The organism is Mediterraneibacter flintii, assembly GCF_055387595.1.
In genome coordinates this window covers 2,645,554-2,666,820 of the sequence record NZ_AP031405.1, presented here as the reverse complement: position 1 = coordinate 2,666,820, position 21,267 = coordinate 2,645,554, and the positions used below count along the sequence as shown (strand labels likewise).

General features: G+C 38.8%; 20 protein-coding genes. 19 read left to right on the top strand and 1 reads right to left on the bottom strand.

Annotated features, from left to right (window positions below):
* Positions 1 to 15: 15 nt before the first annotated feature.
* From ACZ5C4_RS12630 to ACZ5C4_RS12580, 11 genes are all read left to right on the top strand, one after another.
* Positions 16 to 2,355, top strand: coding sequence for a glycosyl hydrolase family 65 domain-containing protein (locus tag ACZ5C4_RS12630; RefSeq protein WP_464521310.1), 2,340 nt, complete (start codon positions 16 to 18; stop codon positions 2,353 to 2,355).
* A complete protein-coding gene (gene pgmB, locus ACZ5C4_RS12625; RefSeq protein WP_464521309.1) occupies positions 2,319 to 2,975 on the top strand; it encodes a beta-phosphoglucomutase in 657 nt (218 codons plus the stop codon). Before ACZ5C4_RS12630 ends, pgmB begins: the two co-directional genes overlap by 37 nt.
* 201 nt (positions 2,976 to 3,176) lie before the next feature.
* Positions 3,177 to 3,593, top strand: coding sequence for a PaaI family thioesterase (locus ACZ5C4_RS12620; protein ID WP_464521308.1), 417 nt, complete (start codon positions 3,177 to 3,179; stop codon positions 3,591 to 3,593).
* Positions 3,594 to 3,763: 170 nt separating this feature from the next.
* The gene (locus ACZ5C4_RS12615) at positions 3,764 to 4,279 is read left to right on the top strand and encodes a sigma-70 family RNA polymerase sigma factor (protein ID WP_464521307.1); all 516 of its coding nucleotides are present in this window, start codon (positions 3,764 to 3,766) and stop codon (positions 4,277 to 4,279) included.
* 4 nt (positions 4,280 to 4,283) lie between these two features.
* Positions 4,284 to 5,795 carry a DUF4367 domain-containing protein gene (locus ACZ5C4_RS12610; protein WP_464521306.1) on the top strand — a complete coding sequence of 504 codons (1,512 nt, stop codon included), beginning with the start codon at positions 4,284 to 4,286 and terminating at the stop codon, positions 5,793 to 5,795.
* A 164-nt stretch (positions 5,796 to 5,959) separates the two neighbouring features.
* Positions 5,960 to 6,880 (top strand): nucleotidyltransferase family protein, encoded by a 921-nt coding sequence (locus ACZ5C4_RS12605; RefSeq protein ID WP_464521305.1) that lies wholly within the window; start codon positions 5,960 to 5,962, stop codon positions 6,878 to 6,880.
* Positions 6,881 to 6,919: 39 nt separating this feature from the next.
* Entirely contained in the window at positions 6,920 to 7,939 is a 1,020-nt protein-coding gene (gene galE, locus ACZ5C4_RS12600; RefSeq protein ID WP_464521304.1) for a UDP-glucose 4-epimerase GalE, read from the top strand.
* Positions 7,940 to 7,958: 19 nt separating this feature from the next.
* Positions 7,959 to 8,720, top strand: a complete 762-nt coding sequence (locus ACZ5C4_RS12595) for an SseB family protein (RefSeq protein ID WP_464521303.1) — start codon at positions 7,959 to 7,961, stop codon at positions 8,718 to 8,720.
* Entirely contained in the window at positions 8,720 to 9,553 is an 834-nt protein-coding gene (locus tag ACZ5C4_RS12590; protein ID WP_464521302.1) for an EFR1 family ferrodoxin, read from the top strand. Before ACZ5C4_RS12595 ends, ACZ5C4_RS12590 begins: the two co-directional genes overlap by 1 nt.
* A complete protein-coding gene (locus ACZ5C4_RS12585) occupies positions 9,550 to 10,164 on the top strand; it encodes a sugar O-acetyltransferase (protein ID WP_464521301.1) in 615 nt (204 codons plus the stop codon). Before ACZ5C4_RS12590 ends, ACZ5C4_RS12585 begins: the two co-directional genes overlap by 4 nt.
* A gap of 21 nt (positions 10,165 to 10,185) precedes the next feature.
* Positions 10,186 to 10,752 carry a manganese efflux pump MntP gene (locus ACZ5C4_RS12580; RefSeq protein WP_464521300.1) on the top strand — a complete coding sequence of 189 codons (567 nt, stop codon included), beginning with the start codon at positions 10,186 to 10,188 and terminating at the stop codon, positions 10,750 to 10,752.
* Between the two features lie 72 nt (positions 10,753 to 10,824).
* On the opposite strand, the gene ACZ5C4_RS12575 is transcribed toward ACZ5C4_RS12580, so the two are convergent.
* The gene (locus ACZ5C4_RS12575; RefSeq protein WP_464521299.1) at positions 10,825 to 11,136 is read right to left on the bottom strand and encodes a helix-turn-helix domain-containing protein; all 312 of its coding nucleotides are present in this window, start codon (positions 11,134 to 11,136) and stop codon (positions 10,825 to 10,827) included.
* Positions 11,137 to 11,370: 234 nt separating this feature from the next.
* Between ACZ5C4_RS12575 and ACZ5C4_RS12570 the strand changes: the two genes are divergently transcribed.
* The 8 genes from ACZ5C4_RS12570 to ACZ5C4_RS12535 all read left to right on the top strand — a co-directional run bounded on the left by ACZ5C4_RS12570 (position 11,371) and on the right by ACZ5C4_RS12535 (position 21,264).
* A complete protein-coding gene (locus tag ACZ5C4_RS12570) occupies positions 11,371 to 12,576 on the top strand; it encodes a glycosyltransferase family 4 protein (protein WP_464521298.1) in 1,206 nt (401 codons plus the stop codon).
* Positions 12,530 to 13,366 (top strand): glycosyltransferase, encoded by an 837-nt coding sequence (locus tag ACZ5C4_RS12565; protein WP_464521297.1) that lies wholly within the window; start codon positions 12,530 to 12,532, stop codon positions 13,364 to 13,366. The genes ACZ5C4_RS12570 and ACZ5C4_RS12565 overlap by 47 nt, the downstream gene beginning before the upstream one ends.
* A complete protein-coding gene (locus ACZ5C4_RS12560; RefSeq protein ID WP_464521296.1) occupies positions 13,329 to 14,741 on the top strand; it encodes a hypothetical protein in 1,413 nt (470 codons plus the stop codon). Before ACZ5C4_RS12565 ends, ACZ5C4_RS12560 begins: the two co-directional genes overlap by 38 nt.
* Positions 14,713 to 15,531, top strand: coding sequence for an ABC transporter permease (locus ACZ5C4_RS12555; protein ID WP_464521295.1), 819 nt, complete (start codon positions 14,713 to 14,715; stop codon positions 15,529 to 15,531). The genes ACZ5C4_RS12560 and ACZ5C4_RS12555 overlap by 29 nt, the downstream gene beginning before the upstream one ends.
* 12 nt (positions 15,532 to 15,543) lie before the next feature.
* Positions 15,544 to 17,265, top strand: a complete 1,722-nt coding sequence (locus ACZ5C4_RS12550; protein ID WP_464521294.1) for an ATP-binding cassette domain-containing protein — start codon at positions 15,544 to 15,546, stop codon at positions 17,263 to 17,265.
* A 67-nt stretch (positions 17,266 to 17,332) separates the two neighbouring features.
* A complete protein-coding gene (locus tag ACZ5C4_RS12545) occupies positions 17,333 to 19,420 on the top strand; it encodes an HAD family hydrolase (RefSeq protein WP_464521293.1) in 2,088 nt (695 codons plus the stop codon).
* Between the two features lie 15 nt (positions 19,421 to 19,435).
* The gene (locus tag ACZ5C4_RS12540) at positions 19,436 to 20,182 is read left to right on the top strand and encodes a 3-deoxy-manno-octulosonate cytidylyltransferase (RefSeq protein WP_464521292.1); all 747 of its coding nucleotides are present in this window, start codon (positions 19,436 to 19,438) and stop codon (positions 20,180 to 20,182) included.
* 20 nt (positions 20,183 to 20,202) lie between these two features.
* Positions 20,203 to 21,264: a hypothetical protein gene (locus ACZ5C4_RS12535; RefSeq protein ID WP_464521291.1), complete on the top strand. Its 1,062-nt coding sequence runs from the start codon at positions 20,203 to 20,205 to the stop codon at positions 21,262 to 21,264.
* Positions 21,265 to 21,267 lie beyond the last annotated feature (3 nt).

Here is a 21,267-nt window from a genome sequence, read left to right as displayed (position 1 = left end):
ATGGAGTGTGCGGCTATGAAACATTATGAGATAGAGAAAGAGAAAAACAGACTGTGGCTGACAGAAAATTCTTATGCGCCGTTATATGAGTTGAAAACAGAATCCATTTTTGCACAGTGCAATGGATATATGGGGGTACGTGCAGCGCATCCTTTTTTTTCCATTGAAGAGAGCAGAGGTATGTTTTTATGCGGAGTTTTTGACAAGGCGTATGAGAATGAGGTGACAGAGTTAGTGAATTGTCCTGACATTACATGGTTTGGAATTGAGATCGACGGAGAAAAAATCCATACAGACAGCACAAAATTACACTTTTGTACAAGGAAGATAGATATTTTAAGCGGAGAACTTAGGCTTTCTTATGTATTCGAACTCTCCTCAGAAATTTTAGTAGAAATAGAAGTAAAAAGGTTTGCCTCAATAGACAACAGGCACCTGTTTATGCAGTCTTATCGGGTACATATACGAAATGGAATCAGCAGGAATATAAAAATTACGACAGGAATTAACGGGCAGATTACAAATAGTGGAGTTTCTCATTTTCATTCTGTTACAGAAAGAGTATATGACAGAGAAGTGATGGAAAGCAGAGGCGAATTACAAGATAATGTAGTAACTGTATTAACAGCATGTACAGCAAAAATGGGGACTGTGGCAAAAAAAGACTTTACGTTAAAGCGCAGAAGTATATATGGTATATACAGTTTTACAGAAGAGACAGATATAGAGATAGAGAAAGCGGTCTACATATATCAGAAAGGAGAAGCAGACGATTGTCAGGCCCGCCAGTATATAGAAGGTTTTGTAAACGCGGGGTATCAGAACCAATTCTACATGCATAGGAAACAGATGCAAAATTTCTGGAGAAAAACAGGTATCAGTATTAAGGGGCTCAGTCTGGAAAAAGAGGCGGCAATTCGTTTTAGCCAGTATCATATTCTCGGAATGACGCCTCCTGACATGGCAGAATGCAGCATTGCTGCAAAGGGACTGACTGGAGAAGGATATAAAGGGCATGTATTCTGGGACACAGAAATTTTTGTATTGCCATTTCTGATTTATACATATCCTGAAAAAGCAAGGCAGCTTTTAACGTTTCGCTATCGTGGTTTGGAAAAGGCACGACAAAAGGCAAAGGAATATGGATATAAAGGAGCAATGTTTCCCTGGGAGGCGGCAAAGACAGGAGCAGAAGAAACACCGGAGTATGCAGCTTTAAATATACATACAGGTAAAGCGAACCGTGTGTGGTCTGGAAAGAAAGAATATCATGTGACGGCAGATATTATCTATGCGATTGAACAGTACTTTGCTGTAACCTGCGATAGGAAATTTATGGAACAGTGCGGGTATGAAATGATATTTGAAGTTGCGAAGTTCTGGGTGTCCTGTGCTAAATGGGATAAGGAAAAGCATAGATACGGTATATATGACGTGATAGGACCAGATGAATATACAGAACATATAGATAACAATGCATATACAAACTATATGGCAGAATTTTGTGTAAGAACAGCATATAGATATGGAATACAGCTAAAAAAGGAAGGGCACGGAGAACAAAACAGGCTTAATCAAAAGACTGATTTTTTAGAATATCTAGAAAAATTTGAAGAATTTTTAAATAAAATATATCTGCCTCAACCTGGAAAGAGTGATATTATTCCACAGGATGACACATTTTTGTCAAAACCTCGCCTCAATGAGATTGAAAAATATAAAACTACGCAGGTGAAGCAATCTATACTGTTGGACTATTCACGGGATGAGGTTGTAAATATGCAGGTGTTGAAACAGGCAGACGTAGTAATGCTTTTCAATCTGTTCCCAAAGCTTTTTTCAGATGATGTTGTCAGAAAAAATGTTTTGTTTTATGAAAAAAGAACCATTCATGACTCATCATTAAGTTACTGCGCCCACGCGCAGGCAAGTGCATATATAGGAGATAAAAAGGCAGCAGACATGTTCTTTAAAAAGGCGCTGTTTATTGACTTAAATGATAATCCATATGACAGTGTAGATGGAATTCATTCTGCATCTATGGGGGGCATTTGGAACTGCTTGATTTATGGATTTGCAGGTGTTCAATTTACAGGAACAGAGATATGGATTCAGCCGTGTCTTCCAGAAACATGGGAAAAAATTTCATTTATTCTGACACTACGAAAAATAGAAATACAATTTGTTATTTCAGAAAAAAGAATTGTTATGGAAAGCGGGCAAGAACTAAAAGAACCATTGTATGTATGTGTGGGGGATAGGAGATATATCTTTGTAAGAAACTTGGAATTGTATAGAGATACAGAGGAAACAAAAGAATGGAAAAAAAAATCAGAGGATGTATCTTTGACTTAGACGGGGTAGTTGTAGATACAGCAAAATATCATTATGCGGCATGGAAAAGGTTAGCCGGTGAACTTGGGTTTTATCTTAATATAGAAGAAAATGAAAAGTTAAAAGGTGTAAGCCGCATGGAGTCACTGGATATTATATTGGAGATAGGAGGAATAGAAAACTGCTCCCAGGAAAGAAAACGATTACTTGCAGAACAGAAAAATGCATATTATCTGGAGCTGCTTGTGGATATGAGGCCTTCAGAGATACTGCCTGGAATTGTAGAGCTTATTAAATGGTTGAAAATACAAGGATGTAAGATCGCGTTGGGGTCGGCCAGCAAAAGCGCCGGTATGATACTCGAAAGACTGGGAATGGTGGAACTGTTCGACGAGATTGTAGATGGGAACGACATAAAGTATGCGAAGCCGCATCCAGAAGTATTTCAGACGGCGGCGAAGAAACTCGGGATTTCTTATGAGAAATGTATTGTTGTCGAAGATGCAAAAGCCGGAATAGAGGCAGCACATGCATGTGGAATGTGTTGTATTGGAATTGGCGACAGTAAAATTTTAAGTGCGGCAGATTTCCATGTAAAAAATACAGTAGAACTGTTAGATATTTTCGCTGCAATTGTGTAGAAACAGAGGGAAAACGGATGACGAAGAAAATGGAACGTCATCCGTTTTTCTGTTAAGGCAAAGAATGGAAGTGTCTAAGGCTGCTTTACTTGCAGGAGTATTTTCTGTGTGTTAATATTAGGAAAAAGAAATAATATGGGTTTTAAATTTATATACAGCCATTGCTGTCACCAAAGAGCAAATGAAGGAGAATATCAAGAAATGGATTATGAATTGTTAAAGAAAATAAGAATGTCTCAGAATGCGTTCGGGGATATGGTAGGTGTTGAAATTATAGAAATCAAAGAAGGGTATGCCCGCGCGAAATTAATAGTCTCAGATGCACTGTTAAATCCGATTGGTTCTATGCATGGAGGCTGTCTTTTTACACTGGCTGACATTACAGGTGGTTCCGCGGCAGCATCACATGGTGAACAGGTGACGACAGTGGATGCAGATATCCGTTATCTGCGTGCAGGAATAGGAATTAAGGAGGCAGTGGCTGAAGCAAAGGAGATAAAAAAAGGAAAAAAACTTCTTGTCTATAGAGTAGATATTACAGATGAAAAGGGGATTTTGCTGACAGCGGGAACCTTTACGTATATGTCCTTGGGTAAGAAAATCGTATTGGAAAAGTAGAATAGGATAGAACATTGTGCCGGAGCGTATTCCGGCTTTTCTTTTTTAGAGTGAAACTATTTGTGAAATTCTGATGTCTAATGTATGTAAAGACGGCGCCGGCAAATAGAGGGGAACACAGATACTGTAAGGATACGGTTCTGCAAGATAAGAAAGGGGGAAACCTTTGATTGAAATTTTTAGTAAAGAGAGCACAGAGGAGAGATGATCAGGCATTTGTAGAGCTGATAGAGCTATGTAAATCCAGCATGTATAAAGTTGCGAGGAGTTATCTGCGTCAGGATGAGGATATTGCAGACGCTATATCGCAGACTATATTGAATTGTTATGATAATATCGCAAAATTAAAAAATCCAAAGTACTTTAAAACTTGGCTGACTCGTATTTTGATAAACAATTGTAAGGATATTATAAGGCAGAATCAAAAGGAACATCTTCTGGAAATTTTGCCTGAACAAGGGGAAGAATGTATGGAGCTTAAGAATTATGAATTTCAGGAATTAATGAATTCTTTAGATGACAAATACCGTGTTGTACTGCTTCTCTATTACGGAGAGGGATTCAAAATCAGGGAGATTGCCCAAATCTTGGAAATGGATGAGAATACAGTGAAGACAAGATTGTCCAGAGGACGAAAAAAATTAGGACAAGTATATCATTTAGAGGCTGTAGGAGAGAGGAGGTAAATAGATGAAAAAGGAATATTCAGACAAAGAGATAAAACAAATTTTGAAAAAAGAGGCGGAGCTTCCAGAGTGTGTGGAAAAGAAAATACAGGCGGCATATCAGGAAATCAGTATGGATTCAAAAGTGACAATGAAGTATATGAAGACATACAGAATAAGAAAGATGGCTGTCGTTGCCGCTGTTATGGTGGCCGCTGTGGGGCTTGTAGGGTTTGCAGCAAATGAATTTTTAAAGGTGAATATAAAAGAAGATACAAAAAATGCAGAGAAAATACTGTATAATATACAAGTGGATGCGCAGAAGGAGGCACATAAAATTAAGGTGACTCCTACCTATATGCCGCAGGGATATGTATATGGCGACGAGACTTCTGCCTACGGCGGAAAATGGCATAATTATGATACGGACAGCGGAATTACAATTGTACCGGTGAATGCGGCAGAACTCTACTGGGGAGAGAGAACAGGCAATTCTGTTTACAGAGAATCTTTTGCTAAGTCAGATTATGTAGAAGAGATCGAGATAGACGGACAGAGACAGGATATATTTGTAGAAGCGAAAGCGCCCTATGTGGATGCAGATAAGAAGATAATCAATATTTTTCTTACGAATGAGGAATACGGATATATGGTTTGGATAAGCAGTGAGACAACACTGGAAAAGGAGGAACTGCTTAAGGTTGCCAAAGGACTGCAAATAGAAGTGTTGGATGAAACCGAAAGCTATGCGACAGAAGAAGAGATAGAAAAAGAACTCGCAATGCAAAGGGAAGACAAAGAGACACAGGAGAAAGAAAAAGCGGAAAAAATAAAATATGGAATTCCAGCTGAAAATATTTATAAGACAGGGGATGTCATCAGAAATCCATTTCTTACGGAAAATATGGAGTTCCCCGAGGAGAATATAGAGTATACGGTACAGGACATCCAGATAGCAGACAGCTTGGATATGGAGGAATATCCCAGCGAAAATTTCTGCAGCTATGAGGAAGTTGCGCCATGGGTAAATGAGGACGGTACATTAAAAACACATTCTCGGTATACGTATGCGATGACAGCAGAGGGACAGACAGAGGAGGAGCCAAAGTTAGAGGAAGTATCATCTAAGTATGTCATAGTGAAGATGAAGGTAAAAAACGTTTCCGGCGTGGGCAATGAAAGTGTGAATTTGGCACCGGATCTGATTGTAAAGGAAGAAAGAGAAGACGGAGGACTTTCCTGTTATGGACCTGAATTTATCCCTGCAAATGAAGGGTATTCCCTACAGTGGGGAAGCGGAGACGGGGCGAATTTCCCGATTTATATCGACCAGATGTATTATACAGATGGGATAGAGCGAATAAAAAGCAGCCTTTACAGACCACTTGCAGATCAAGAAGAGCTGGAATATACGCTTGTATATGTGGCGGACGCAGATGTGCTGGATTCTATGTACCTGAAATTCTACGTGTCATATGCAGAAGAAATGTTGAATGGAAATTGGATAACGAATCCGTATGTGAAAGTGACAGAATAAAAAGCAGAAATATCAATAGAAATATAAACGACAGGAGGGGAGTAAAAACCCCTCCTGTTTTGTAATTTGACAAGGGTTCCTATGACGTTTATAATTCTACTGTATGATTGTATAGCTTAAGAGCTGTAAGCTTTGACATGAGAATAAGTGTAAGGAGGATTACGATGAAGAAGCCGGTTTTAATCATTATGGCAGCAGGAATGGGGAGTAGATACGGCGGTTTAAAACAGATTGACCCGATTGACAGGGAAGGACATATTATTATGGACTTTTCCATTTTTGATGCAAAAAGAGCAGGATTCGAGAAAGTGATATTTATTATAAAGAAAGAAAACGAAGAGGATTTCAAAGAAGCAATCGGAAAACGGATTGAAAAGGTGATGGATGTATCTTATGTATACCAGGATCTTTACAGCCTGCCAGAAGGGTTTCAAGTGCCAAAAGACAGGGTAAAGCCTTGGGGGACGGCACATGCTGTATTAAGCGCACAGGACGAAATAGACGGGCCCTTTGCAGTAATCAATGCGGATGATTATTATGGACAGCATGCTTTCGAGACAATTTATAAATTTCTTACTACCCATGAGGATGATGATAAATACCGCTATACAATGGTAGGCTACCGCCTGAAAAATACAATGACAGACAATGGATACGTGGCACGTGGTATCTGTGAGTTAAACGAGGAACAGGAACTTGTAGAGATCAATGAAAGGACTCGGATTGAAAAACGTGCAGACGGAATCGCTTATTCAGAGGATGACGGAAAAACCTGGGTGCCGGTAGAAGGAGATAAACTGGTATCTCTAAATATGTGGGGCTTTACAAAAAGTATAATGAAAGAAATAAAAGAAGGATTTCCTGCATTTTTGCAAAAAGGCTTGAAAGAGAATCCTCTGAAATGTGAATATTTTCTGCCGTCTGTAGTAAGCGAGCTTCTGGAAAGTGGACGTGCGACAGTGACTGTTTTAGATACAGAAGATAAATGGTACGGTGTAACCTATAAGGAGGACAAGCCAATGGTGACAGCGGCGCTTCAGGCATTAAAAGATGAAGGGAAATATCCACAGAAGCTATGGGAATAGAATAACTGAATAAATCATTTCGAGACAGGAGGTAGAAACATGTCTATTTTAGTAACCGGTGGAGCCGGATTTATTGGAAGCCATACTTGCGTAGAATTGCTGAATGCAGGATATGACGCAGTAATTGTGGATAATTTATATAATGCTTCAGAAAAAGTAATAGAGCGTATAGAAGAAATTACAGGGAAAACAGTGAAATTTTATCAAGTAGATGTCCGTGACGCAGAAGGGTTAGATGAAATCTTTGAAAAAGAAGATATAGAAGCAGTCATTCATTTTGCGGGGTTAAAAGCAGTCGGGGAATCTGTGGCAAAGCCTTTAGAGTATTATGACAATAATATAAATGGCACACTGACACTTTGCGATGTAATGAGAAAACACAATGTAAAAAATATTATTTTCAGTTCTTCTGCGACTGTATACGGGGACCCTGCATTTATACCCATTACCGAAGAGTGTCCAAAGGGAACCTGTACAAATCCGTATGGATGGACAAAATGGATGTTGGAGCAGATTTTGACAGATCTGCATACAGCAGATAAAGAATGGAATGTGGTTCTTCTTCGATATTTTAATCCCATTGGAGCACATAAGAGTGGAAAAATCGGAGAAGATCCGAAAGGAATTCCCAATAATCTTATGCCGTATATTTCACAGGTGGCAATCGGAAAGCTAAAATGTCTGGGCGTATTTGGAGATGATTATAATACACCAGACGGCACGGGTGTGCGAGATTATATTCATGTAGTAGATTTGGCAGTCGGGCATGTATGTGCTGTTGAAAAATTAAAAGAAAAGACGGGGGTATCTGTCTATAATCTGGGAACCGGAAAAGGATATTCGGTACTAGATATGGTGAAGGCATTTGAAAGGGCATGTAAAAAAGAGATTCCTTATGAAATCAAACCTCGCCGTCCGGGTGATATTGCAACTTGTTACTGTGATGCCTCAAAGGCAAAAAAAGAATTACATTGGGAAGCAAAACGCGGGCTGGAAGAAATGTGTGAAGATTCCTGGAGATGGCAGAGCCAGAATCCCAATGGGTACCAGGGGGAATGAAAAGGAAAGGGTTTTTGTTATGAGCGAACAAAAAGAGACTGTAATAACAGAGGAAAAGAAACAGACATTGAGCGTTTTGCGTAACTCAGAAGAAATATACATGCTTATGTCTGCATGTACGAAAATGCCGTTTGTAGTGTGTGATCCTGAGACGTACGACGATAAGATTTTTCTGTTTAATGATCTGGAAACGGCAAAAAAATGTGCAGAAAAATACAGAAATGAAAATCAGCCGGTCAATGTAGGGAAAGTGGGAAAGAAGCAGTTACTTCCATTTTATTCCAGCTTATATACAATGGGGATAAATTGCCTTGCGTTTGAAAATAAGGAAGAGAAAAGAACAGCGATTCAGTTAGAAGAGCTGGTAAAGAGGGGAGACATAAACCATCTTCCAGAAGGGAAGGTCTGGGTAGAAAACCCAGGATTGCATCTGACGTCACTCTATTTTATGCAGGAAATGCGCAGACATAAGAAGCCGGAGCTGACAGAAGAAATGAAGGAACTTCAAGAGGAGATTCTTTCAAATTTCCAGAGAGGGACTTACATTGCGGCAGTACAGGAAGGAAATAAAATTCCTCTGTTAAAACAACAGGATGGGACGTCATTTCAGCCGATTTTTACGGATGTTATAGAATTTCAGAAATTTAACAGGGAACAGAAGTTTAAATCTGCGGTTATAAAAGCAGATAAGCTTCTTAATATTCTTGTACCAGAGGCAAAGGGGGTTGTGATCAATCCTTTTGGAGTAAATTTGCAGCTTCCTATTAAGAGGAAAAAATAATGATTGTTTTTTATTTTAGTGGAACAGGTAATACTCTCTGGGCGGCAAAAAAAATAGCGAACCGTTTTTTGGGTGAATGTCATGGGATCATGGAATATGCGGCGGACAAAGCTATACAGATAGAAGATGATAGGATTGGATTTGTGTTTCCAGTCTATATGAATGATCTCCCCTGGGTTGTAAAAGCATTTTTGCTGGAGCTGTCATTTAAAAACCCTAAATATATTTTTGCAGTGTTTACATCAAGCAGTGGAAAAAATGGAAAAGCAGCTAAAAATTTAGAGAAGGTTCTTCAGATGAAGCATACGAAGCTGTCTGCTGTGTTTGACCTGCCAATGCCAGGGAACTGCATTCCTGGGAAAAAGGCAAAAGAGACGGAAAAGCTTAAGAAAGCACCTGAAAGATTAGAAGGCATTATAAAAGATATTCAGAAAAACACAAAAAGCGTAAATCAAAAATTTCTTTCAGATAAAAGAAGAGGTATGCAAAAACATTATGCGGGCAGCGTGAAACCAGACTTTGTGACTGGCTCTTGGTTTTACAGACAAGGGATGGCCAGCGCAGTGATGAAACCATATCCGGATGATAAGAAATGTACAGGATGTGGAATTTGCGAAAAGATTTGCCCGACGGGTAATATTCAGATAAAAAATGGAAAAGCAGTACATGGGAATTGCTGTACTGCATGTTATGCATGCTATCATTGGTGTCCCAAACAGGCGCATACCGTTTCTATGCCTATTTTAAGAGGAAGAAAGCAGTACCACCATCCAGATGTAGAGTGGCAGGAGATTGCAAATCAAAAGAAAGAGCAGAAGAGGGAGAAGAGATGACAGAGAAAGAACGAATGCTGGCAGGGAAATTGTATATTGCAGATGATAAAGAGCTGGCGAAGGATGCGAAACGTTCCAGAAGGTTGACAAGACTGTTAAACCAGTCTACGGAGGAGGATAGTAAGCTTCGGATTCAGTTGATAAAGGAACTGTTCAAAAAGACAGGAGAGAATATATGGATAGAACCTCCGTTTCGCTGTGATTATGGATGCCATATTTCCGTGGGAGAAAATTTTTATGCCAATTATGACTGTATTATTTTAGATGTGTGTGATGTAGAGATTGGCGATAATGTATTTTTGGCTCCAAGAGTCTGTATCTATACAGCGGGACATCCGATAGATGCAGGTGTGCGTAATACGCAGCTGGAGTTTGGAAAAAAAGTGAAAATTGGAAACAGTGTATGGATTGGCGGCAATACGGTGGTGAATCCAGGAGTGACGATAGGAGACAACGTAGTGATTGGCTCAGGCTCTGTTGTGACGAAAGATATTCCTTCTGGAGTGATAGCGGCGGGAAACCCCTGTAAGGTTATCCGCAAAATCACAGAAGCGGACAGGCAGTACTGGGAAGAACTGGCGGAAGAATACAGAAGAACTAAGAAAGAATAAGGTACACAGGAGGAAACATAAGTGGGAATTGCAGAATTATTTATTCTGGCAGTGGGATTATCGATGGATGCGTTTGCTGTTTCTGTCTGTAAGGGGCTGGCAATGCCAAAGCTGTCCAAGAAAGCGATGCTGATAGTAGGAGGGTGGTTTGGAGGCTTTCAGGCACTTATGCCGCTAGTGGGGTATTTTCTTGGATTTCAGTTTCGAGACAAAATTACAGCAATTGATCACTGGATTGCATTTGTACTGTTGGTAATTATCGGCGTAAATATGGTTCGCGAATCGTTTTCCAGAGAGGATGACAGCGAGGGGGCAAACGCTGCGATTGATATGAAAACAATGTTTGTTCTTGCAGTAGCGACGAGCATTGACGCGCTGGCAATCGGCATTACATTTGCATTCTTGAATGTACATATTGGCTGGGCAGTCTGTTTTATTGGGCTGACAACCTTTGTGATCTCGGCAGCAGGTGTAAAAATAGGGAATCTTTTCGGAACAAGATACAAGGCAAAAGCGGAGCTGGCGGGCGGAATTATTTTAATTGTACTCGGCGTAAAAATTTTATTGGAACATCTTGGTTTGCTGTAAAAAATAAAATAAGGAATAAAAAGACTTTATATTTGGAATAGATATGGATCTGGAACCAAATGTAAAGTCTTTTTATTTTGCGGCGATTCCGTGAATGATAACTGCGAGACAATGAAGCTGTTCTGGGGTCAGATGTTTTAAGTCTGCCATGATTTCCGTGATGAGACTTGGCTGTTGGCAGCTTATATCAAAAAACTGGGAAGGAGTCAGGTTGAAATATTCGCAGATATTGAAAAACACTGCCATAGAAGGAAGTGCCTGCCGGTTTTCGATATGGTTGATATAGCCGGAATTCTGCCCTAGTGATAAACTCATATCCCGCGCTGATACACCTTTTTGGATCCGCAACTCAGATAATCTTTTGGAAAATTCTTTTTCGTACACGTCATCACCTCTTGTTAGACATTATAAAGCATTAGATATGTTGAAATATGATATATAAAAGCATATTTTGTTGACAATATGCTAATATAAAGCATATAATGTATAAGAATGTGATTTCATATCATATATTATTCTGTTTGAGGAAATACTAAATAGAAAGTAAAAAATTTTTAGGGGGGGGGGGGTAGAACCATAACAGGCGGTTTTCCTTCCCCCGAAGAGGTTTTAGATTCTATGAATAAAAATATATTGATTCTGGCTACGGTCAGTGGTTTTTTAAAAAAGTTTGAGACAGATGATGTGGAAATTTTAAAAGAACTGGGATATACGGTACATTACGCTGCAAATATGAGGGAACAGCATTATCTGTTCGATGAAACAGATTTATGCAGGATGGGGATAAAAACACATCATATTGATATTGAAAGATCTCCTTATATGATACGGGAAAATAAAAAAGCATTTGCGCAGCTTTTAGATATAATTGATACCTTTCAGATTTCCGCAATTCATTGCCATACGCCGGTGGGAGGCGTACTGGGACGTCTGGCAGGAAGATATTTTCATAACAGAAGATTACAGATTATCTATACGGCACATGGCTTCCATTTTTATAAAGGAGCTCCCTTGCTTAATAATACAGTCTATTACCTGGTTGAACGGCTGCTGGCAAAGTATACGGATGTCCTAATCACCATCAATCAGGAGGACTATGACAGGGCAAAAAAATTCCGGCTGAAGCAGGGAGGAAGGGTGTATAAAATTTCCGGCGTTGGGCTGGACAGAGCGTTTTTTTCTCCGCTTTTTGAAGAAGAGAAGAAAAAGAACAGAAGAGAGCTGGGAACGCAGGGGAAATTTTTCTTTGTAACTGCCGGAGAGCTGAATGAGAACAAGAACCAGCGTCTAGTTCTGGAAGCATTGAAAGAGATGAAAGAGAGAGGAAAGGATATTTCCAATTATCTATATGGAATCTGCGGAGATGGATTTTTTTATAACAGAATAAAGAGCTGGATAGAAGAGCTGGGACTTAACGAAAATGTAAAACTGTACGGGTACCAGATGGATGTCCGCAAGGTTGTGGGGAGTGCGGATTGTTTTGTATTTCCATCAAAGCGCGAAGGACTTGGGATGGCGGCGCTGGAAGCCCTTTCTATGGGAATTCCGGTCGTTGCCTCAGATAATAGAGGAACCCGAGAATATATGAAGCATAAGAAAAACGGGTATGTCTGTCCAAGCCTGAATACAGACAGTTTTATACAGGGGCTGGAATATATAGAAAATCTGGAAGAGACAGAAAAAGCGGAAATGTGCGTCTGGTGCAGGGAGTCTGTAAGAAGATTTTCAACAGACAAAACGAGAAGTCAGATGGAAGCAATATATCGGGGAATAGAAGATGGAGAAAAAAATATCGGTCATCATAGGTGTGTACAATCCGGATGAAAAGAAGCTGAATGCGTCTGTCAAGTCTATACAGGAGCAGTCCTTTAAAGAATGGGAGATGATTTTATATGACGATGGTTCAAAGGAACAGTATGCAGAAAAAATATATCAGATTTCCAGAAGAGATACAAGGATCCGGTGGATTCGGAATAAGGAAAATAAAGGACTTGCCTTCGCCTTAAACCAATGTATCAGACAGGCCAAAGGAACGTATATCGCGCGGATGGATGACGACGATATTTCCTTGCCCGAACGGTTAGAACGGCAATATCAGTTTTTGGAGGAGCATCCGGAGTATGGATGGGCGGGGACAAACGCCGGCCTGATAGATGACACCGGTATATGGGGAAAAGATAGTATGCCGGAAACGCCAAAAGCAGAGGATTTTTTAAAATATTCACCGTATATCCACCCTTCCGTGATGTTCCGAAGAAAGATTTTAGAGCAGGCAGGCGGGTATCTTGTTTCGCGGCTGACCAAAAGGTGTGAGGACTATGAATTGTTTATGCGGCTGCACGCAGACGGACTCTGTGGATATAACATACAGGAGCCCCTTCTTTTGTACAGGGAAGACAGGAAAAGCTATGCCAAAAGAAGGATGAAATACCGTTTCCGTGAAATGCAGATACGGTATCAGGGATTTCAAAGGCTGGGGCTTTTGACGCCTGCCCATATACCTTATGTGTTCAGACCTCTGGCAGGCGGGATTCTCGGTATAAAAACCATACGGCAAATATGCAGGAGGAGAAAGCATGGCACTCTGGATGCAGAGAGAAGAGGAAAGACTTAAGTTATATAAGAAATATTTAGAGGAAAAGAGATTATATTGTCCTTCCGGCAGTTTCGGGACAGCAGACGAAAAAAGCGGTGCAGAGCCAAAGGGGAACTTTTTAGAATCAGAGAAGTATGTTCTGGGGCCTGTACTCAATGTATTTGTCATATGGGTTTTAAAAGAAGCTGTTAAAAGCGGAAAAAAGAGACTGTATTTCCTGGCAAGAGATGGATATTTTATGTATAAAGCAGCATTGGTTTATAAGGAAAAATGGAAATTAGACATGGACTGCCGGTATATAAGCTGCTCCCGCTACTGTCTGCGCCTTCCTATGTTTCATTTGAATGAAAGAGATGCCCTGGAGTATATCTGCAGGGACAGCATAGGGCTTGATATGGAACATCTTTTAAATCGCGCCGGACTGGAGCAGGGGGAAAAGGAAGCGGTATTGAAGGAGCTGGGAAAAGAAGGAAAAACGGCAGTCTCTTATGCGCAGCTAAAGGAGATAAAAAAAGCACTGCAAAGCTTGGATGTCTTTATGGAAGCTATGCGGAAACATTCCAGGGAAGCGCTGCCGGCGCTTAAGGGCTATCTTACCCAGGAAGGATTCTTAGATGGTGTTTCGGATGCGGTGGTGGACAGCGGCTGGGTAGGTTCCATGCAGAAAACTTTGCAGGAAGCTTTAAGGCATATAGGACGTACAGAAGAACTGGAAGGATATTATTTTGGGCTGTATGAGCTGCCAAAGAAAGTGAAGAGAAATACGTACCACTGTTTCTATTTTAGTCCGGAAGGACAGCTTCGTGAAAAGGTAAATTTCAACAATAATGTGTTTGAAGTCCTTTTCAGCGCGCCCCATGGAATGACGCTCGGATACGAGAAAAAAGAAGGAAAGTATGTGCCGGTATACGGGGAGATTACGCCGGAAAGAAAGGCATATTTAGAATCCTTGGAAACAACCCTGGCAGGCTATATAGGACAGGCGGCAAAAGAGACAGAAAGCTTAGAGAATATAGACTGTGAAGAGGCAAAAAAAAGTTTAAAAAAGATATTGAAGCTTTTTATGACAAGGCCGACGAGGGCGGAGGCTAAAAGATACGGCAACCTGTCTTTTTGTGATGATGTGCTGGAATATGGAAACCGTCCCTTGGCTGTAAAGATGAACCGCAGAGAATTGAGGGAAAATCATGTGGTCAGTAAGGCGCTTGCACTGTCGGGTATACGGAAAAAAGAGATAAAAGAAAGCGCGTGGTATGAAGGAAGCGCAGTACGCTGTACAAAGCGGCCGGGATACCATCTCATACAGTACAGTATGTATAAATACCTGCTTTATATAAGGCAGATGTATATGTGGAGAAAAGAAAATGGCAGAAACGAGAAAAACGAATCCTAGAAAAGAACAAGGCAAAAAAGAAAAAGCAGAGAGAAGAAAACAATATTTTTTTGTGATTCGAGAGCTGACCTCAAGGGAAATTAAACGAAAGTATTCCAGATCCTATCTGGGGATATTGTGGAGTGTACTGAACCCGCTTTTATCAATGGCGGTTATTTCCTTAATCTTTTCACAATTATTTAAACGTTCTATTGATAATTACCCAATATATTATTTGACAGGTTTTATTTTATGGCAACTGTTTACTGGAGCGACAAATGCTGCTATGACTGCTTTAGTTGACAATAAGATGATGTTGATTAAGGTAAAGCTACCGATGGAAATTTTTATTCTTGCAAGGATATATACAGCTCTGGTGAATTTAGGATATTCCATGATGGCATATGTTGTGATGCTTCTTGTATTTCAAGTAAAACCAAATTTAACAATGTTTTTCTTTCCGATTATCGTGTTTTTTTTACTGGTTTTTACAATGGGGATTTCATTTATTTTAGCATGGGCGTATGTATTCTTTGGGGATGTGAAACACCTTTATTCTGTTCTATTAACGTTATGGATGTATTGTTCTGCAATTTTTTATCCTGTAGAAAGACTGGAAGGAATCATTAGAAAAATCATAGAAATAAACCCTATTTTTAACTATATAGATTCTATGAGAAGCATTATTATGCAGGGAAGACTTCCTTCCTTCGAAGAAATTTTTCGTATGGTTGTATGGGCTGTGGTGATTTATTTTTTAGGTTATTATATTTTCCGGAAAAATAGAAATAAGATTATGCAGAAGATTTAGTGAGGATGATTTATGGGCAGAAATATAAAAAGGATTCTGATCATAGGAATGAGTATCATAAGTAGTCTTGCCGTTGGAATTATACCAACAGAGGCGGCAGAAGAGACCTCTAGTTTCGGTTCTGCTTCTTATGAATGGACGCAGGGTATAGAATCTCCGATAGGTGTATATGTTTCCTCTGATACTCCTATCTATTACATGGAGATGATAGTAACCTATGATCCGGAAATCTTGCAGTATAGTTCTGGAGGAGAACTGGAGGAAGAGGGAAGAATAAAAGTAGAAATCGTAGGAGAAGAAAGTATAGAAGTAAGCCAGATGCTGTATTTCGTCCCACTTTGTTCAGGAACTACTGCCATTACTATTGAAAATGTAATTGTACAGTATGAATCTGGCGAGACGGCTGCTGTAGCATCAACATCTGTTCCTATAACAGTACCGTTGGAAGAGGGGTGTGCATTAAATTCCCTGTTAGTTAATGGAAAGATAATTGAAGGGTTTCAACCAGATATTTTGTCATATACCTTAGATGTGGCAGAAAATATTGAGAAGGTAGAAGTTACGGCAGTTACAGACTCAGATACAACTACAGTGGAAATATCGGATACGTCACTGGTTATAGGAGAAAACAGAATACGGATTGCGACAATGAATGAGGAAGGAAAGCGTGCAGTTTATACGCTTACAGTAAACAGGGTGCAGAATCTATCAGGAGAAGGAACGACGAAAGAAGAAAAGACAAGGCACCAAGAAGTTGAGGTGCTCAGAGAGGAAAAAGAGGAAGGTGGCAACGATATACAGAGAATAGTGTTCCTTATTTTGGCGGGACTGTTTTTTATATTAGCAGTATTACTCTTTCTACTAATACGTATTTCTGAACGAAAGAGAAGAAACAGACGCAGATATAGGGCAAAGAGAATAGCCTATCAGAAAGCGGATCTTCTAAAAAAGGTTAGAGAAAACGATAGACAGAAAGAAGTCTTAAATAAAACTAGTGAAATAGAAATAGATGTGCAGCACGTTACGATGATCTTTAAACGGGAAAAGGATGAGGCTACCAGCATTAAGGAATTATTAATCCGAACAATTAAAAGACAGAGAAGTTATGAGCTGTTTAAAGCTCTGGATGATGTAAGTTTTACTGTGTATAAAGGGGAGGTAGTAGGAATAATAGGAACAAATGGTTCAGGAAAAAGTACCATTTTAAAGATTATATCTGGCGTGTTGGTTCCGACAAAGGGACAGGTTATAGTAGACAAGAACAAGATACAACTATTGACTTTGGGGACGGGATTTGACTTTGAACTGACCGGACGGGAAAATGTTTATCTTAATGGAGCTATTATCGGGTATACAAAAGAATTTATAGATGAGAAATATGAAGACATAGTAAAATTTGCAGAGTTGGAAGGATTTATGGAAGAGAAAGTAAGAAATTATTCTTCTGGTATGGTATCTAGACTGGGATTTGCCATTGCTACTATCCGAGATACGCCGGAAATACTGATTTTAGATGAAGTACTAAGTGTAGGGGATATGTTTTTCCAGAAGAAGAGTTCGGCAAGGATTAAGGAGATGATGAATGGAGGTTCCACTGTACTGATTGTATCTCACTCTACTTCAGTCATAAAAAGTAACTGTACAAAGGCAGTGTGGATAGAAAAAGGAAGATTGCGCGCATTCGGTACACCGGAGGAAGTATGTGAGGTATATGAAAAAATGAATCAAGAATGATGACAACAGTATAAGAACAGATATCGAGGATAAGACCAAGAATTAAATTGAAAAAGGAACGGTGACAATGAACAGCACAAGAAAGATAGACTGGATTTATATGCTCCTTGTAAACAAGGTGCCGGGCATACGGGAAAGATATAAACGGAGACGGAACAGTACAAAAGGAGTGGGAAGAATAGGAGCGTGGTTGTATCTGTTTTGGCTGAACCTTATATATCATGTATTCCGGTACAAAAAACTAAACGTTTTAGAAAAATATCCGTATTACGAAGCTAAACATTTATATAGTAAAGGGAGTGAATCGTCGCTGTCAAAACGAGAAAGCCCTGAAATGTTGGCAAGAAGACTTGAGCAGTATGATGTTGTGTCCTTTGACGTGTTTGACACATTGATTTTACGTCCCTTTTCTGAACCAGCAGATTTATTTTATATTCTGGGGGAAGAGCTAGGATATATGGACTTTAGAAGAATCCGTATAGAGATGGAATTAAGAGCAAGAGAAGAAAAATACGAAAAGGAAAATCACTATGAAGTAAACTTGTCAGAAATCTATGATTTATTTTCAAGGGAAGCGGGAATTGATAAGAAGATAGCAATGAAGCGGGAAATAGAAATGGAAAAAACATACTGTTTTGCAAATCCGTACATGCGCAGAGTAGTAGAAATACTCAGAAATAGTCATAAAAGAATAATCATTACATCAGATATGTATCTTAATGCAGAACAGATAAAGGCATTGCTGGAAAGCTGCGGATATGAACAGTTTGATGCGTATTACGTTTCCTGTGATGTGGGTAAGTCGAAAAGTGAAGGGAGTCTGTATAAAGAGGTTAAAAAACAAGAAGAATACCGTTGGAATAAAAACACGATAGAGAATCAGATAAATAGACAAGATTTAGAAAGTAAGAAACTCTCTTTTATCCACATAGGAGATAACTATATAGCAGATATAGAAAATGCACAAAAGCAGGGATTAGATACTGTCCATTATGTAAATGTAAATGTAGCAGGAGCACAATATAGAGCAGAGGATATGTCTGTTATTATAGGAAGTATTTATCGTGGAATTGTAAATACACATATCCATAATGGACTTTATGAATATACAAGGGAATATGAATATGGGTTTATTTATGGTGGATTGTTTGTAACAGGATATTGTCAGTTTATCCATGAGTATAGAAAAACACATCAGATAGATAAGATTCTGTTCCTTGCTCGAGACGGTTATATCCTAATGAAGGCATATGAAAAATTATATCCTAATGAAGCAGAGAGTGTGCAGTATGTATATTGGTCACGTTTGGCTGCGGTAAAGATGGCAGCAGAATATTTTAAGTATGATTATTTTAGACGGTTTCTGTATCACAAAGTAAATCAGGAATATACATTGGAAGAAATAATGAAATCAATGGAGCTTGATGACATGCTGAAAACATTATGTACAGAGTGTCAACTGTTACCGCAGACTAATTTAACTGAAAAAAATGTAGATAAGGTAAAACAGTTCCTATTAAAAAATTGGGATTATGTACTGGAACATTATAAAGAACAGCTTAAAGCGGGAAAACAGTATTTTGAAGAGATTTTGAAATGTTGTAATAAAGTTGTTGCGGTAGATATTGGCTGGGCAGGGAGTGGAGCACTTAGTTTAGATTATATTGTAAATAAACTTTGGAAAATGAATTGTAAGATAATAGGAATCATTGCAGGAACGAATACCTGCCATAATACCGAACCAGATGTAGGAGAGGCCTTTCTTCAGATGGAAAAGCTCGTAAGTTATTTATATTCTCAAAGAGAAAATAGGGATTTGTGGAAGTTTCACGATCCAGGAAAAGGACATAATCTTTATTGGGAGATGCTGTTGGATGCTCCTCATGGGAGTCTAAAAGGATTTTATTTTGATGAGAAAGGAGAATGGAAATGTGAGCTAAAAAAGGAAAGTAGAAATAAAAGAGAGATAGAAGATATACAGAAAGGAATTCTAGATTTTGTTACTTTGTATGACAAGGTTCAAAAGAAAGAAAATAAAATTTTTAAAATTGGGGGACGAGACGCATATGCACCATTGCTTAACGTAGAAAATGATGTAAATAGGCAATTTATGAAAGAAATGGAAAGCCTTATGGACAGTACAAATATTGAGTGATAGGAGGAATAAGTAATGAAAATAATAGGTGTGATTCCTGCAAGATATAAATCTTCACGATTTCCGGGCAAACCGTTGGCAGATATTTGTGGTAAACCAATGATTTGGTGGGTGTATACCCAGTGCATAAAAGTAAAAGAATTTGATCAAGTTTATGTAGCTACAGATGATGAACGTATAAGAGAAGCCTGTGAAGCAAATAATATAAATGTGGTAATGACGTCAGATAGACATCTGACAGGGACAGATCGTGTAGGAGAAGTGGCGCGGAAAATAAAAGCAGATTTATATGTCAATATTCAGGGCGATGAACCGCTTATAGAGCCGGAGAATATAAGAAAAGCAATTTTACCATTTTTTGAGGATGACAGTCTTTTGGTTTCTAATCTTATGACGCAGATTATAGATCCTGTAGATGTAGTAAATTTTACAGTACCCAAAGTTATAACCAATAGAGAAAATGAAGGCGTATATTTGACACGAAGCGCAGCACCATATCCAAAAGGTGCTATTGATTATTCGTATTATAAGCAGGTATGTGTATATGGATTTAGGCCAGAGGCACTTAAATTTTATTGTGAGTATGGCGAAAAATATGGAAAAGGAAAAATAGAAGCGATTGAAGATATAGAGATACTGAGGTTCATTGAAAATAAATATCGCGTAAAATTTATTGAAGTCGATTCGGACACAGTCGCGGTAGATACATTAAATGATTTAAAGAAAGTAAATAAAATGGTGAAAAATATGCAGGGAAATTAGGGGAACAAAGGAGAGAAACTATGGGCTTTATATATACAAAAGAAATGATAGAAGGTGTTAGAAGCTCCAGAAAAATATTTGGAATTCCTGTATATAAAAGAGAGGATAGTAAAGATGGGGCTGTAAAAAGAAAGTATTTTATGGGAATATGGAGTACTTTTTCAGATAGGTACCAAAAGTGCTACTATTTTTTGGGGCTTCGGATTTTAAAAAGAAAAAATTTAAGTGGCTGGAACTATGAACAGGATAAACAGCTGAAAAATCTAGAAAATATCGTAAACGAACAGAGGAATGAAATACAAAATGTACTAAAATCAATTGGTCAGATGCATAATAAATTAAATAAAATTTATGCTGAGACTAGTAACGTAAAAACATTGATTCAGTGTCAGGAACTACATAAACAAACTTTTGGGCCGTATAAAAACTCTATGTTAGGACGGACTGTTGTTCTTGTGGCTTCAGGACCGACAGTAAAGTACCATCAGCCTATACAAGAAGCTATCTATGTAGGAGTAAATAACGCGTGTGCACTTGAAAATGTCAAGTTTGATTATCTGTTTTGCCAGGATTTTTATATGGATGAAGAAAAAAGAAAGAATATTGCTCTATATAGAGGAGATAAATGCAAAAAATTTTTTGGTAGGATTCCAGACAGACGTATGGAACATTGTAGAACGACACCAGGAGCTCAGCATGTAAGGAGGGCACCACGGTATTTAGTAGATATGGCGAAAGCGGAAGAATATTATGTATACGACTATCAAATGAGCAATATTGCATATGACATTGAACTGGAACCTCTGCATCCAGGAGGAATTGCATTCAGTGCAATGCAGTTTATACTGCATTGTCATCCTGAAAAGATTTATATAGTAGGTTGTGACTGTTCTTCTGGATTTTTTTATCAATCGGATATTACATTTGACAATTCATGGATGGTGAAGATATGGAAAGAATTTAAAATATATATTGATGAATTATACCCCGACATAAAAATTATTTCTTTGAATCCAGTCGGATTAAGAGGGATTTTTGAAGACCATTATACAGAAGAATACCTAGAGGAGGTAGAGATTTAGAGT

Coding starts and splice junctions, on each gene's coding strand:
- ACZ5C4_RS12540 (WP_464521292.1), top strand. CDS start 19,436: ATGAAAATAATAGGTGTGATTCCTGCAAGATATAAATCTTCACGATTT.
- ACZ5C4_RS12605 (WP_464521305.1), top strand. CDS start 5,960: ATGAAGAAGCCGGTTTTAATCATTATGGCAGCAGGAATGGGGAGTAGA.
- ACZ5C4_RS12595 (WP_464521303.1), top strand. CDS start 7,959: ATGAGCGAACAAAAAGAGACTGTAATAACAGAGGAAAAGAAACAGACA.
- ACZ5C4_RS12610 (WP_464521306.1), top strand. CDS start 4,284: ATGAAAAAGGAATATTCAGACAAAGAGATAAAACAAATTTTGAAAAAA.
- ACZ5C4_RS12550 (WP_464521294.1), top strand. CDS start 15,544: ATGGGCAGAAATATAAAAAGGATTCTGATCATAGGAATGAGTATCATA.
- ACZ5C4_RS12560 (WP_464521296.1), top strand. CDS start 13,329: ATGGCACTCTGGATGCAGAGAGAAGAGGAAAGACTTAAGTTATATAAG.
- ACZ5C4_RS12585 (WP_464521301.1), top strand. CDS start 9,550: ATGACAGAGAAAGAACGAATGCTGGCAGGGAAATTGTATATTGCAGAT.
- ACZ5C4_RS12620 (WP_464521308.1), top strand. CDS start 3,177: ATGGATTATGAATTGTTAAAGAAAATAAGAATGTCTCAGAATGCGTTC.
- ACZ5C4_RS12535 (WP_464521291.1), top strand. CDS start 20,203: ATGGGCTTTATATATACAAAAGAAATGATAGAAGGTGTTAGAAGCTCC.
- pgmB (WP_464521309.1), top strand. CDS start 2,319: ATGGAAAAAAAAATCAGAGGATGTATCTTTGACTTAGACGGGGTAGTT.
- ACZ5C4_RS12590 (WP_464521302.1), top strand. CDS start 8,720: ATGATTGTTTTTTATTTTAGTGGAACAGGTAATACTCTCTGGGCGGCA.
- ACZ5C4_RS12630 (WP_464521310.1), top strand. CDS start 16: ATGAAACATTATGAGATAGAGAAAGAGAAAAACAGACTGTGGCTGACA.
- ACZ5C4_RS12555 (WP_464521295.1), top strand. CDS start 14,713: ATGGCAGAAACGAGAAAAACGAATCCTAGAAAAGAACAAGGCAAAAAA.
- ACZ5C4_RS12565 (WP_464521297.1), top strand. CDS start 12,530: ATGGAGAAAAAAATATCGGTCATCATAGGTGTGTACAATCCGGATGAA.
- ACZ5C4_RS12545 (WP_464521293.1), top strand. CDS start 17,333: ATGAACAGCACAAGAAAGATAGACTGGATTTATATGCTCCTTGTAAAC.
- ACZ5C4_RS12570 (WP_464521298.1), top strand. CDS start 11,371: ATGAATAAAAATATATTGATTCTGGCTACGGTCAGTGGTTTTTTAAAA.
- galE (WP_464521304.1), top strand. CDS start 6,920: ATGTCTATTTTAGTAACCGGTGGAGCCGGATTTATTGGAAGCCATACT.